12 protein-coding genes are annotated in these 14,083 nt (G+C 30.2%); 7 read left to right on the top strand and 5 right to left on the bottom strand.

What is annotated here, in order from left to right:
• Nucleotide 1: 1 nt before the first annotated feature.
• The 7 genes from DIS07_RS07440 to DIS07_RS07470 all read left to right on the top strand — a co-directional run bounded on the left by DIS07_RS07440 (nt 2) and on the right by DIS07_RS07470 (nt 8,402).
• Nucleotides 2–1,297: an amidohydrolase family protein gene (locus tag DIS07_RS07440; protein WP_109405046.1), complete on the top strand. Its 1,296-nt coding sequence runs from the start codon at nt 2–4 to the stop codon at nt 1,295–1,297.
• Between the two features lie 185 nt (nt 1,298–1,482).
• Nucleotides 1,483–2,280, top strand: a complete 798-nt coding sequence (locus DIS07_RS07445; RefSeq protein ID WP_109404626.1) for a TrmH family RNA methyltransferase — start codon at nt 1,483–1,485, stop codon at nt 2,278–2,280.
• Between the two features lie 2 nt (nt 2,281–2,282).
• Nucleotides 2,283–3,029 carry a polyphosphate--glucose phosphotransferase gene (gene ppgK / locus DIS07_RS07450; protein ID WP_109404627.1) on the top strand — a complete coding sequence of 249 codons (747 nt, stop codon included), beginning with the start codon at nt 2,283–2,285 and terminating at the stop codon, nt 3,027–3,029.
• Nucleotides 3,030–3,037: 8 nt separating this feature from the next.
• A complete protein-coding gene (locus DIS07_RS07455; protein ID WP_109404628.1) occupies nt 3,038–4,270 on the top strand; it encodes a M48 family metallopeptidase in 1,233 nt (410 codons plus the stop codon).
• Between the two features lie 71 nt (nt 4,271–4,341).
• The gene (locus DIS07_RS07460) at nt 4,342–6,567 is read left to right on the top strand and encodes a RelA/SpoT family protein (protein WP_109404629.1); all 2,226 of its coding nucleotides are present in this window, start codon (nt 4,342–4,344) and stop codon (nt 6,565–6,567) included.
• 73 nt (nt 6,568–6,640) lie between these two features.
• Nucleotides 6,641–7,090: a Fur family transcriptional regulator gene (locus tag DIS07_RS07465; RefSeq protein ID WP_109404630.1), complete on the top strand. Its 450-nt coding sequence runs from the start codon at nt 6,641–6,643 to the stop codon at nt 7,088–7,090.
• 40 nt (nt 7,091–7,130) lie between these two features.
• The gene (locus tag DIS07_RS07470) at nt 7,131–8,402 is read left to right on the top strand and encodes an adenylosuccinate synthase (RefSeq protein ID WP_109404631.1); all 1,272 of its coding nucleotides are present in this window, start codon (nt 7,131–7,133) and stop codon (nt 8,400–8,402) included.
• A gap of 78 nt (nt 8,403–8,480) precedes the next feature.
• Here DIS07_RS07470 and DIS07_RS07475 read toward each other — a convergent pair whose 3' ends face one another.
• From DIS07_RS07475 to nirK, 5 genes are all read right to left on the bottom strand, one after another.
• Entirely contained in the window at nt 8,481–10,277 is a 1,797-nt protein-coding gene (locus DIS07_RS07475) for a hypothetical protein (protein ID WP_109404632.1), read from the bottom strand.
• 106 nt (nt 10,278–10,383) lie between these two features.
• Nucleotides 10,384–11,109, bottom strand: a complete 726-nt coding sequence (gene ric / locus DIS07_RS07480; RefSeq protein ID WP_109404633.1) for an iron-sulfur cluster repair di-iron protein — start codon at nt 11,107–11,109, stop codon at nt 10,384–10,386.
• A gap of 1 nt (nt 11,110) precedes the next feature.
• On the bottom strand, nt 11,111–11,818 hold the full coding sequence (locus DIS07_RS07485; protein WP_235869108.1) for an SCO family protein: 708 nt from the start codon (nt 11,816–11,818) through the stop codon (nt 11,111–11,113).
• Nucleotides 11,819–11,825: 7 nt separating this feature from the next.
• The gene (locus tag DIS07_RS07490; protein ID WP_109404634.1) at nt 11,826–12,593 is read right to left on the bottom strand and encodes a formylglycine-generating enzyme family protein; all 768 of its coding nucleotides are present in this window, start codon (nt 12,591–12,593) and stop codon (nt 11,826–11,828) included.
• 19 nt (nt 12,594–12,612) lie between these two features.
• Nucleotides 12,613–14,073 carry a copper-containing nitrite reductase gene (gene nirK / locus DIS07_RS07495; protein WP_109405048.1) on the bottom strand — a complete coding sequence of 487 codons (1,461 nt, stop codon included), beginning with the start codon at nt 14,071–14,073 and terminating at the stop codon, nt 12,613–12,615.
• Nucleotides 14,074–14,083 lie beyond the last annotated feature (10 nt).

A 14,083-nucleotide genomic window follows, 5' to 3' on the forward strand; every position in this document is an offset into this window, starting at 1 on the left:
GATGAAAAAATTTATATATAGTATGCTATTTTTCTTCTTAATAGGAAATAGTTTAGCACAACAAACTCCAGCAGATTTACAAACAACTGCAATTTCTATAGAAGGAGCTACTGCCCATATAGGAAATGGAAAGGTGATTGAAAACTCACTCATTATGTTTAACAATGGTAAAATTACTTTTGTAGGCAGTGCAATGCAAAAAATTGCAAGACAAGGAAACATCATTAATGCAAAAGGAAAACATATTTACCCTGGTTTTATAGCTGCTAATGCTTCTCTAGGATTGGCAGAAATTGATGCCGTAAAAGCATCTAGAGATTTTGATGAAGTTGGCATATATAACCCACACATAAGAAGTATAATCGCTTATAATGCAGAAAGTAAGGTTATAGAATCTATGAGGCCAAACGGGGTTTTAATGGCGCAAATTACTCCAAGAGGTGGCACAATTTCTGGAACATCTTCAATTACACAATTAGATGCTTGGAATTGGGAAGATGCAGCCATTAAAGTAGATGGAGGAATTCATATGAATTGGCCTGGGAGTTTTACTCGTGGTAGATGGTGGCTAGGTGAAGATCCTGCTTTAAAACCTGACAAAAATTACACTAAAAATATAATAAAAATAAAGAACTATTTAACCAATGCTAAAAATTATCTAGCAGGTAAAAAAGAAAAAACTCACCTTCCTTATCAAGCTACAAGTGGTTTGTTTGACGGTTCTCAAAAATTATATATTCATGCTAGTGGTCAAAAAGAAATAACTGATGCTATTATCGTTTCTAAAGATCTAGAAATTAAACATATAGTTATTGTTCATGGTGATGGTGCTGAATATGTTTCTGAATTGCTCGTAAAACACAATATTCCAGTTATCTTAGACAGACCTCATAGAAATCCCGATAGCGAAGATAATGCTTACGATTATACCTATACCATTGCAAAAACTTTACTAGACAAAGGTATTTTAGTAGGTTTAGGTATGGAAGGTCAGATGGAAAGAATGAACACAAGAAATCTACCTTTTTATGCAGGCACTTTTTCTGCACATGGTTTAAAAAAAGAAGAAGCTTTGTCTTTAATTACTTTAAATAATGCTAAAATTTTAGGAATAGATGCTTTTGTTGGTTCTTTAGAAATTGGTAAAGATGCTACACTATTTATTTCCGATGGTGATGCTTTAGATATGAGAAGTAATATTATATCGAAAGCATTTATTCAAGGACGAGATATTAGTTTAGAAACACATCAAACTAAGCTTTGGAAACGTTATTCTAAAAAGTTTTCTTCAAAATAATTTTTGTTTTTATCATAAAAAAGGCTCGCATTTAACGAGCCTTTTTTTCAAAATAATTAACAATAAATTTTCTTTTTCCTTTTCAGATAATTTTAATTCAAATAATAAATTTCAATTTATCGTTATACAAATATTGTTTAAAATAAGAATTTATACAATACCTACAATTAGGTATATTTGCTATAATGAAAGAAATTACAAGTATTCAAAATCAGTATATAAAGAACCTCATTAAACTTCAAGAAAAGGCTCGTGAACGTAAAAAACAGGGTTTGTTTTTAATTGAAGGGAAACGTGAAATTTCTTTAGCTATTGAGGCAGATTATGAATTTGACTCTATTTTGTTCTTTGAAGATTTAATTACATTTGATGAAATAAATAATCAATTTAAAAATAACGTTTCCATCATCAAAATATCAAAGGAAGTATATCAAAAAATAGCATATAGAAGTTCTACAGAAGGAATAATAGCTATCGTAAAAATAAAAGATTTTTCATTACAAAACATTACATTTAACACTAAAACCCAGCTAGTTTTAGTTGCAGAAGGAATAGAAAAACCAGGTAATATTGGAGCCTTGTTACGTACTGCTGATGCCGCAAATGTCGATGCTGTTTTAATTGCTAATCCTAAAAGCGATTTGTATAACCCTAACATTATTCGTTCTAGTGTTGGCTGTATATTTACCAACCAGATTGCAATAGGTAGTTCTAAAGAAATTATTGCTTTTTTAAAAGAAAATCATATAAATATCTATGCTGCAACACTTCAAAACTCAAACGAATATCATAAAGAGAATTACTTAAATTCTTCTGCTATAGTTGTAGGAACCGAAGCTTCAGGGTTATCAGAAGTTTGGAGAGAAAATGCAACTCAAAATATAAATATCCCCATGCAAGGTAAAATAGATTCTATGAATGTTTCTGTTGCTGCTGCAATTGTTATCTTTGAAGCTAAAAGACAAAGAGAATTTAAATCATAAAAATGAAAGTATTAGGTATAGATATTGGTGGAACTGGAATTAAAGCTGCCATTGTAGATACAAAAACTGGAGAGCTCATTACAGAAAGACATAGAATACCAACACCAAAACCTGCTTTACCAAAAAGTGTTTCTAAGGTGATTAAAGAAATGGTAAATCATTTTGATTGGAAAGGTACTGTTGGATGTTGTTTTCCCACTATTGTTGTTGATGGAGTATGTAAACATCCCGGGAATTTACATTCAGATTGGGTAAATGTAAAAATAGACAAACTCTTTAAGAAAGAGTGCGGAAATACATTTTATGTAAGTAATGATGCTGATTTAGCTGGTTTCTCTGAAATAAAATTTGGAGCAGGGAAGAAAGTTAAAGGAAAAGTAATTGTAGTTACAATTGGTACAGGAATTGGTTCTGGATTATTTTACAATGGTAAGTTAATACCGAATGTAGAATTAGGAAGAATACTACATACCAATGGAGAAATTATTGAATTGAATTGTTCTGATTCAGCAAGAAAAAGAGATGAATTATCATTATCTGAATGGGCAAAAAGATTTGACTTTTTCTTGAATTACGTTAAAGTTTTGCACACACCATCGTTATTCATTTTAGGTGGTGGAATTAGTAAAAAGTTCGATAGGTTTAAAGAGCACTTAACGGTTGAAGTTCCTGTTGAAGTTGCCAAATTTAAGAATAACGCAGGCATTATTGGTGCTGCTATTTTTGCTGAAAAGAATCATAAAAAGTAAATAACGAAATGCAACCAACCACACTTTTTTATATCATTATCTTTATATTAATCTTGAATTTTATTGTAGATAAAATATTAGATACGTTAAATGAAAAACATTTTGATGATAAGATACCAGATAAATTAAAAGATGTTTATGAGGAAGATGAATATAAAAAATCACAGTTATACAAAAAAACAACAGCTAAATTTTCTAATATAACCTCTTTATTTACAACTATTTTAACCTTGGTTTTCTTTTTTTTTGACGGTTTTAAGTATGTAGACAGTTTTGCAAGAAGCTATACAGAACATCCTATTTTAATTGCGTTAATTTTCTTTGGAATTATAATGTTAGGCTCTGAGATTATTTCTACTCCTCTATCCTATTACAGTACTTTTGTTATCGAAGAAAAGTTTGGCTTTAACAAATCAACAAAAAAAACATTTTGGTTAGACAAAATTAAAGGACTATTTATTTCTGCACTTTTAGGTGGTGGAATATTAGCATTAATCATTTGGTTTTATCAGTTAACAGGTAAAAACTTCTGGGTTTATGCCTGGGTATTAGTTGCTCTATTTTCTTTGTTCATTAATATGTTTCATGCAAAATTAATTGTTCCTCTTTTTAATAAACAAAGTCCTTTAGAAGATGGAAAATTAAAAGAGGCTATAGAATCTTATGCCCAAAAAGTAGGTTTTACAATAAATAATATATTTGTTATTGACGGTTCTAAACGTTCAACTAAAGCAAACGCCTACTTTTCTGGTTTTGGTTCGCAAAAAAGAATTACACTTTATGATACTTTGATTAACGATTTAGAAACTGATGAAATTGTAGCAGTTTTAGCCCACGAAGTAGGGCATTATAAGCGAAAACATATTATATTTAACTTAATTTCATCCATATTGTTAACAGGTCTTACACTATACATTTTATCATTATTTGTAAATTCTCCAGTCTTATCAGAAGCTTTAGGAATATCGGTTCCTAGTTTTCATATTGGTTTAATTGCATTCGGAATTTTATATTCTCCTATTTCTGAAATCACAGGATTATTTATGAATTATATGTCTAGAAAATTTGAATATCAAGCAGATAATTTCGCAAAAGAAACTTTTGAAGCAGCGTCTTTAATTTCATCTTTAAAAAAATTATCAAAAAATAGTTTGAGCAATCTAACACCTCATCCAGCCTATGTAATTGCACATTACTCACATCCTACTTTACTTAAAAGAATTAAAAATTTAGAATCTTAATTTCTTGTTTGTTAAAATTCTTATTGCTACTTTCACTCTATTAATTATAGCCCTATTTTTTAAGCTAATTTATGGAGTATAAAGCAACCATAGAAGAAGAAAATAAAGAAATCGCAAATCGCTACAAAGATTTGTTAAAAGGTACTTATGAGGTGTTATCAAAAAAAGATAAAGATCTCATAAGAAAAGCTTTTGATATTGCTGTAGATGCTCACTCTAAACAGCGAAGAAAAACAGGAGAGCCTTACATTTTTCATCCAATTGCTGTTGCAAAAATTGTAGCATATGAAATTGGTTTGGATGCTACTTCTATTGCCTCTGCACTATTGCATGATGTTGTAGAAGATACTGAATATACTATAGAAGATATGGAACATCTTTTTGGTAAAACCATTGCTAAAATTGTCAATGGGCTTACTAAAATTTCTCGTTTAAACAAAGAACAAGATGCATCCATACAGGCAGAGAATTTTAGAAAGATGCTCTTAACATTAAATGATGATGTAAGAGTAATTTTAATAAAAATAGCAGATCGATTGCATAATATGCAAACCATGGATGCTATGCCTTCTCATAAACAAGTAAAAATTGCATCAGAAACTTTATACATATACGCCCCATTAGCACATAGGTTGGGTTTGTACAACATAAAAACCGAATTAGAAGATTTAGGCCTAAAGTATACTGAACCAGAAGCTTACAGCGGAATTTTAAGTAAAATTAAAGAAAGTAAAGAAGATCAACAAAAATATCTTAAACGTTTTGAAGATACTTTAAAATCTGGTCTTGATAAAGAAAATTTCAACTATGAAATAAAAGGACGATTCAAATCTATTTATTCTATTCGTAGAAAAATGATTAACCAGAATGTAACTTTCGATGAAGTATATGATAAATATGCAATTCGAATTATCTATGAACCCAATTCTAAAGATGATAAATTTGATGCTTGGAAAATATATACCATTGTTACAGATTATTTTAAGCCCAATCCATCTAGATTAAGAGATTGGATTTCTCAGCCAAAATCTACAGGTTATGAAGCATTACACATAACAGTTGTTGGTCCAGATGCCAAGTGGGTAGAAGTACAGATTCGTTCTAAGAGAATGAATGAAATTGCAGAAAAAGGTTATGCAGCACATTTTAAGTACAAACAAGGTGAAGAAGGTGATTCAGGTTTAGAAAACTGGTTAAATAAATTAAAGGAAACTTTAGAAACACAGAATTTAAATGCTGTTGATTTTGTAGAAAACTTTAAATTAAATCTTTATGCCAAAGAAATTTATGTTTTTACACCTAAAGGTGATTTAAAATCACTTCCAAAAGATGCTACTGCTTTAGATTTTGCTTTTTCGATTCATACTGATGTTGGTTTAAAATGTAGAGGCGCAAAAGTTAATGGAAAATTAATGCCTTTAAGTCATCAACTAAAAAGCGGCGACCAAATAGAAGTTATTACAAGTGCAACAAATAAGCCGAATTCCAGATGGTTAGATTTTGTGATTACAGCTAGAGCAAAAGCAAAAATTAGAGCAGCTCTAAAAGAAGAAGAGAAAATGATAGCCGAGGAAGGTAAAGCAGTTTTACTTCGTAAGTTGCGTCATCTAAAAATACCTTTCAATGAGAAAAACACAAACGAATTAGTTAATTACTTTAAATTAAGAACAAGTTTTGATTTATTTTATAGAATCGGTAACGGCGCAATCGATAATACTCAGTTAAAAGCGTTTGTAGCCCAAAGAAATAGTAAAATTTTAAATTTCTTTAAAACAAAATTAAGAAGATCATCAAACACTGAGAAACAATTTGTAGAGCTTGAAGATGAAGTTACCAATAAATACGATGCATTAGTTTTTGGTAAAGAAGAAGAAAAATTAGATTATAAGTTGTCTAAATGTTGTAATCCTATTCCTGGTGATAAGGTTTTTGGGTTTTTAACTATTAATGATGGCATAAAAGTCCATAAAAAAAACTGTCCTAATGCTATTTCATTGCAATCCAACTATGCATATCGAATTATGTTGGCTAAATGGATTGATTCTACAAAACAAGATTTTAAAGCAATTTTGCATTTAGCTGGTGTAGATAACCAAGGGATGGCAAATGATGTTACTAGAATAATATCTAATAATATGGGGGTTTTTATAAACAGCATAAACATTAAAGGTCATGAAGGTATTTTTGATGGAAAAGTATCAATTATTGTAAAAAACAGCTCTCAATTAGATAAGCTCATGAAAAATCTCCAGAAAATTGAAGGTATGAAAAAAGTAGAACGTGTTAATACTTTGTAAATATCCTTTAATGAAAAAGTATATTTTATTAAGAAATAACTGTAAATTTGCCTTTTCGTAAAACATTGTATAAATGAGTAATTCTCTTGAAAACCAAGAAGTAGTTAAAAAAGTTTTCACTTCATATTTAGAAGAAAAAAAACATAGAAAAACTCCGGAACGCTATGCTATTCTTCAAGAAATATATGACGCTGATGAACATTTTGACATAGAATCGCTCTATATAAAAATGAAAAATAAAAATTATAGGGTTAGTAGAGCTACATTATACAACACTATAGATTTACTTTTAGACTGTGGTTTGGTTAGAAAACATCAATTTGATGGGCAGTCTATGGCACGATATGAAAAAAGTTATTTTGATAAAAATCACGATCATGTAATTTTTACAGACTCTGGTGATGTAAAAGAATTTTGTGACCCTAGAATTCAAATTATAAAAAAAACCATAGAAGATATATTTGATATAGATATTCATAGTCATTCGCTTTATTTTTACGGAACAAAAAAGAAAAAATCTTAATTAACAATACACAACACAAACAACTAATTACACAACTAAAATGGCTGTAGATTTATTACTGGGATTACAATGGGGAGATGAAGGAAAAGGTAAAATTGTAGATGTACTTACAAAAAATTACGATATTATTGCTCGTTTTCAAGGAGGCCCAAACGCTGGACATACTTTAATTTTTGATGGCAGTAAACATGTTTTACATACTATTCCTTCTGGAATTTTTCACAAAACAGCTTTAAATGTTGTTGGAAATGGAGTGGTTATAGATCCTGTTATCTTTCAAAAAGAATTAGAAAACTTAGACAAGCATAACATTAACTATACATCTAAATTATTAATTTCAAGAAAAGCTCATTTAATTTTACCAACTCATAGGCTTTTAGATGCTGCTTCTGAAACTTCTAAAGGAAAAGCTAAAATTGGTTCTACTTTAAAAGGAATCGGCCCTACTTATATGGACAAAACCGGTAGAAACGGTATGCGTGTTGGAGATTTAGAACTAGACAATTGGAAAGAAAAATATGATGCTTTAACTGAAAAGCACATTAAAATGTTAGAATTTTTTGATGTTCAAATTGATTATGATTTAAAAGAATTAGAAGCAGAATTTTGCAAAGGAATTGATAAGCTTAGAACTTTACAATTCATTGATAGTGAAGAATTTCTAAATCAAGCTATAAAAGATAAAAAAACAATTTTAGCAGAAGGTGCACAAGGTTCTTTATTAGACATTGATTTTGGAACCTATCCTTTTGTAACATCCTCTAATACAACCGCTGCAGGTGCATGTACAGGTTTAGGCGTTGCTCCAAACAGAATTGGAGAAGTTTTCGGAATCTTTAAAGCATACACAACTAGAGTTGGTTCAGGACCATTTCCAACAGAATTATTTGATAAAGATGGAGCAACAATGGCTAAAATTGGTCACGAATTTGGAGCAACAACCGGAAGACCAAGACGTTGTGGTTGGTTAGATTTAGTAGCCTTAAAATATGCTGTAGATGTAAATGGTGTTACTCAACTTATGATGATGAAAGGTGATGTTTTATCTGGATTTGATACCTTAAAAGTATGTACTTCATACAATTATAAAGGTAAAGAAATAAGCCATTTGCCTTATAATATAGAACCTGAAAATGTTTCTGTAAACTATTCTGAATTTAAAGGTTGGGAAGAAGATTTAACAAAAATGACTTCTGCAAATCAATTACCACAAAATTTATTAGACTATGTTGCTTTTATTGAAAAAGAAACAGGAGTTCCAGTAAAAATTGTTTCTGTTGGTCCAGATAGAAAACAAACAATTAATAGATAATATTTACTTATTCTTAAATATAAAAAGCATCTTTTGAAAAATCAAAAGATGCTTTTTAAGTTTTTCTAAAATTAATTATTATAGTTTTTCTAACTCTAAACCAATAAACTGTAATTCTTTGTCTTTTAATTCTAAAGTTTTAATTAAATCCTCTTTGGTATCTAAAAAACGCTCCTTTTGAGCAGAAAACAACTCTGAATAATAAGAAATACCTTGTTCTAAGTTTCTTTTAAATTTTATCAAATAACGCTTCTGTTTTTTATCCAAAGAAGTTTTTACTTCTTCTAACTTGTTTTCTAAAAACTCAAAATATAAGTTTAATTCTTTGATAAACATATTAGGTCTATCTGTTCTATCAATTACATTTTTTCTTCCATAAATATGATCTGTAATATTTTTTAAACTCATTATTTTAGAATAATAGGCCATATTAGGCCCAGGACAAACAGAAACACCAGCACCAGTTTTAGAAAGATCTGCTTTGTTTATGATTAAAGCTGAAGTTCCTAAACCTACACAAATACAAGATTTCTCGGTAATTTCATCTTGCTTTTTAACCTTTTCTTCTTCTGAGAAATCTAAAATCTCTAATTCCTTTAATTTTAAATATTGATATTCTCTAGATGCTGTGCATAAGCCTGTTTCTTTAAATTCTTTGTTTAAAGCCACAAATTTACTCGGACAAGAACTTCCTGGTCTATTTTTATCAATATTAATCTGTTTTTGAATGTCTTTTGTATTTCCTTTTAACGTATTAAAAGGAACTCCTAAAGGCGACGTATTGCTCAAATACAAATCTTTTTCTTTTGCTTTTGATAATTTTTCTAAGGTATCATTATCTACAGTTGTAGCTTCTGGCACTAATAAAAATGGACTTCCCCAACCAACAGAATCAATATCATATTCTTCCAAAAGAAAGGCTTGCTCCTCCTCTGTTCCTACGCCACCTTGCGCCGTTATTTTTAAACTTAAATCTTTATTAGGGACTGTTTTATCATCTAAATTAAGAGCAGCAAAAACCAATTCTTGAATTTGATTTTTTAGCTCGTTTCTTTTTTCTTTAAACTCTTTTAAAACGGGTCCCATTAAAAAACCATCAGTGGCAAAAGCGTGTCCACCACAATTTAGTCCAGATTCAATTCTATATTCAGAAACCCATAAACCTTTTTTTGCTAAAATTTTTCCTTGAATAAGTGCAGAACGATAATCACTAACTTTTAAAATAATTTTCTTTTTTATGAATCCTTTTTCATCAGGAAAAAAGTCTTTAAAATTACTAATGTACGTATACAAACGAGAATTTAATCCAGCAGAAAGCACTAACGAAGAAGACAATTCACTCTGAGCATAACCTCTAAGTGCTGCATGAGCATCATTATATTCAACGGGCAATTGTTCTTTATTGCTATAATTATCTTTATCTATTTTGGTCATAATATTTACATCAATACTACCCATAGTTAAATTTTCATTTGCCCAATCTTTTATTTTTGATACATTAAAACCTTTAGTTTTGAAAGTTTTGAAATCTTTTTTAAGAGTTGAAGTTTCAGGAAGCATCTCTAAATACTCTTTTAGAGCATCTGTAGTTTCTGAGGTAACATTTTTTAAAGCTTGAAACTTCTTCTCTGCTTGCTCATGTATAAAGTTTAAATAAGCCGTAATTCGTTTAGCTCTAAAATCATCAACTTTATTAGAAATTTCTTTATACGGAATCTCTAATTTTTCGCTATAAATCTTTCTTAATTTCTCGATTAAAATATCATCAACCAAGGAAATTACAGAATCTATACCATATTGCGCAACTTTTAATGGAGAATCTATTGTGAACCCAATTCCCATAACAGGAATATGAAATGTGTGTGTGTTTTTCATTATTTAATTTAAAATTTATAAATTTTAATAAGTTCGCAATGTATTCTTATTTACTCTCTTAAAAGATGACTTATATCATTGAAATAAAAGTGTCTTATCAAATCATTTAAAAGCTATTATTTTTTTCTTCTAAGCTAATGGCTTTGGGAAACAAAATATTGTTTTCTAAATGTATGTGCTGATGCAAATCGTTTTCAAACTCTTCTAGTTTGGCATACAAAGCTCTAAACGTGTTACAAGCTCCTTCTGGAGGGGTGTAATTATTCGAAAGTTTTTTAATTTCTTTTAAAATATCACCCGCATTTTCATGCTCATCTTCCATCATAGCAATAGGGTTATTTACAGTTCCGAAATGAGGAACATTTGCTTTGAGTCCTTCTCTATCAGCTTTTACCAATTGTTTGATAAATGGAAATAAGATTAATTCTTCTTTTTTCATATGAGAAGCCAATTCTTGAGCAACTGCCATAAATAGCTTGTTTATTTCTATAACTTCTGCATAATGATGTCCGTATACTTTAGCCACTTTTGCGGCATATTGTAATACTAAAGGCGTGTTTTCTGCCACGTAAGTATGATGAATGTTTTCTATATGGTCTACTAAAAAATCTAATTTCCAGCTATCGTAATTGTATGCCTTAGAAGCAGGGTTATTAATTAAAGATAATTCCTCCTCAATTTTCTCATAAGAAACATTGTGCTTTTCACATGCTTTTTTTATTGAGATTCCACCGCCACAACAGAAATCTATTCCATGTTTTTTGAATACATCTGCTGTTTTTATATTATAGGTAACTACTTCTGCTATTGTGTTTTCTTCTGTGATATTCATTTTAATTATTATTAACTGTTTCTATAATTTTTGTAATTGTTTCTTTGTTATCTACACCCAAACCTTCTTGTTGATGCACTAATTCTCCTAACGGATTAAATACACTTATAATATTTGAATGTGAAAAATCTAAAGGAGATATTTGCTTGTATTTTACTGCAAGTACGTTTGCAAATTCTCTAACATTATCTTCTGTTCCTTGCAAAAAAGTCCATTCTTCTCCATCCATATAATTTTCTTTTGCAAATTCTTTTAGTCGTTTTGAGGTATCATTTTTTGGATCTATACTAACCAAAACATAGTGTACTTTCTTTTTTAGATCTTCAGGAATTTTAGCTTCTATATTCCTCATATCTGCAGTTAATCTTGGACAAGCTGCTTTACAAGTAGTATAAATCATTACCATAACCAATGTTTTCCCTTTTAAATCTTTTAAAACGATAGATTTCCCTTCTTCTGTATTCCATTTAGAAGTTAAATTGAAAATTGATTCGTCTGAAATCTCTGCACTAACTTCTTTTATAGGCTTTGAAATCGGTTTTAAATCCATCTTGCAAACAGGACAAGTGACATTTTTAGAATACACTATATCCCCTTCACATTTCATTGGACATTGATATTCAACTTTACTAATTACCTTTTCAGCATTCTTTTTGCAAGAAGCTAATATTGAGGCGATTGCCATAAAAACAAATATGTATTTCTTCATTTTAATTTTATTTTACTTCTTTCACACATCTAAACCCTAAATTTTTCATAGTGTATTTTGCTTTTAAACTTCCTCTAATTGCATAGCGCATAAAGGCTGCATAGTTCATTAAATCTGTGGCATTTACAGCAGCACTTCCACAAAATAAATTATTATCAGTATCTACATCTTTTCTAGATTCACCAGAAATTAATACTGAACTAAAATCAGATGTCCATTCCCAGACTAAACCATGTAAATCATAGACATTCCAATAATTTTTAAATGTAGAACCTATGATATGATCGTAGGTTTTAGGTTTTTCATACCAACTTAAAATAAATTCATTATAACTTTTAATTTTTCTTGCGTCTGGTACTGTTTTGTTTGCCATGGCAACATATTCCCATTCATCTACAGTTGGTAATCTTTTGCCTTCACTTTCGCAGTAACTTTTTGCTGCAAACCAAGAAATGTTTGTAATTGGTGAATTCAATTTTTGATTCTTGTTTAAAATCGTGTCAGATTTCCATGCTCTTAAGTAACTCTCATCAACAAATAATTTGATGGCATTAGATCTTTGCCATTTAGGATACTTCTTTACAAATTCTAAAAACTGTTTATTGGTTACTGGGTAAACATCAATAAGCATATCCTTTACAGCTACTCTCATAGAATCTCTACCATAAAGCGGAATATAATCTCCACCTTTAATTTTTACCATTTTAGATTGACAACTTGTATGTGTTGTGTACAAAAATAAAATACAGATTGTCAATCTTAAAATAGTTCTCATTGAGTTGGTTTAAAGCTTATTAGTGTCCGTTTTTTACTTCTTGTACAGTACTAATTTTTACATTAGTTTTATTATTACCCCAAGAATTATAGACATACGTCATTACATCTGCAACTTCTTCGTCAGATAGTGTTTGCTTAGTCATAACACTGTTATATTTTTTACCGTTCACAGTAATTTCTCCTGTTTTTCCGTTTAAAATAATCCCTACAGCTCTTTTTACATCAGCATTTAGATAATCTGAGTTTGCTAAAGGAGGAAAAGCATTTGGAATTCCCTGACCTTCTGCTTGATGACATGCAAAACAGGTTTTCATATAGACTTGTTTACCATCTGCTATCTTTTTAGCCAAAGGTTTTTCACCTGAATGAACGACAACTTTTTTCTTGTTTTTATCTTCTGGCATTGTTTGAATGGTTCCTCCTTCCGGATTGTAAATTCCTTCTTGTTTTACACCTGAATACACTCTTTTCTTTTCTTCACCAGTTACTTTTAACATTCCTAAAGCACCTTTATTAAAGGCTCTAAAAATGGCGTGATCTACTATTATAAAAGTACCAGGTACATCAACTTTAAAATCTACGATTGCTGCTCCACCTGCAGGAATACTAGTAGTCTGTACATTTTTATTTATCATATCTCCACCTTCTATGTGCACATTATCAAAGATTTCACCAATAACGTGGAAAGACGAAGTTAAATTCGGCCCACCATTACCAACATATAAACGCACAGTTTCTCCAACATTTGCAGTTATGGCATTATCTCCTGTTAAAGCATCGACACTACCATTAAAAACCACATAATCTGCATCTTCTTTAACGGCTTTGTTCATATCAAAAGGTTGTAATCCTTTTTCACCATTAGCTCCTTTGGTATAGAAATCACCTTGCATTATATAATATTCTTTATCTACTTTAGGTAAACCTCCTTCTGGTTCAACTAAAATTAATCCATACATTCCGTTTGCAATGTGCATTCCAACTGGAGCAGTTGCACAGTGATATACATATAAACCAGGGTTTAAGGTTTTAAAAGAAAATGTTTTTTTATGACCTGGAGCCACAAAAGAAGATGTTGCCCCACCACCAGGACCAGTTACTGCATGCAAATCTATATTGTGAGGTAATTTATTATCTGGATGATTAGAAAGTGTAAATTCTACTTCATCTCCTACTCGAGTTCTAATAAAACTTCCAGGAACAGACCCACCAAAAGTCCAATACACATATTTAACACCATCAGTCATAGTTCCTTCTTCTTCAAGAATTTCCATATTTACTATTAATTTTTTAGCAGATCTATTACCTACTGGTGCTGGTACAAATGGAGGTGCAGTTAGTTCTGCATCCATTGTTCCTTTAATATAGATTGTTGTAGGATCTACTGATGCTATTTCTTTTTTATCGCTTTTACTACCGCAGCTAATCAATAATATACTAGCAATAGTTAGTAAGCATACTGTTTTTATTATTTTCATTTTATTTGTT

Source organism: Polaribacter aquimarinus (assembly GCF_003129485.1).
Classification (GTDB): Bacteria; Bacteroidota; Bacteroidia; order Flavobacteriales; family Flavobacteriaceae; genus Polaribacter; species Polaribacter aquimarinus.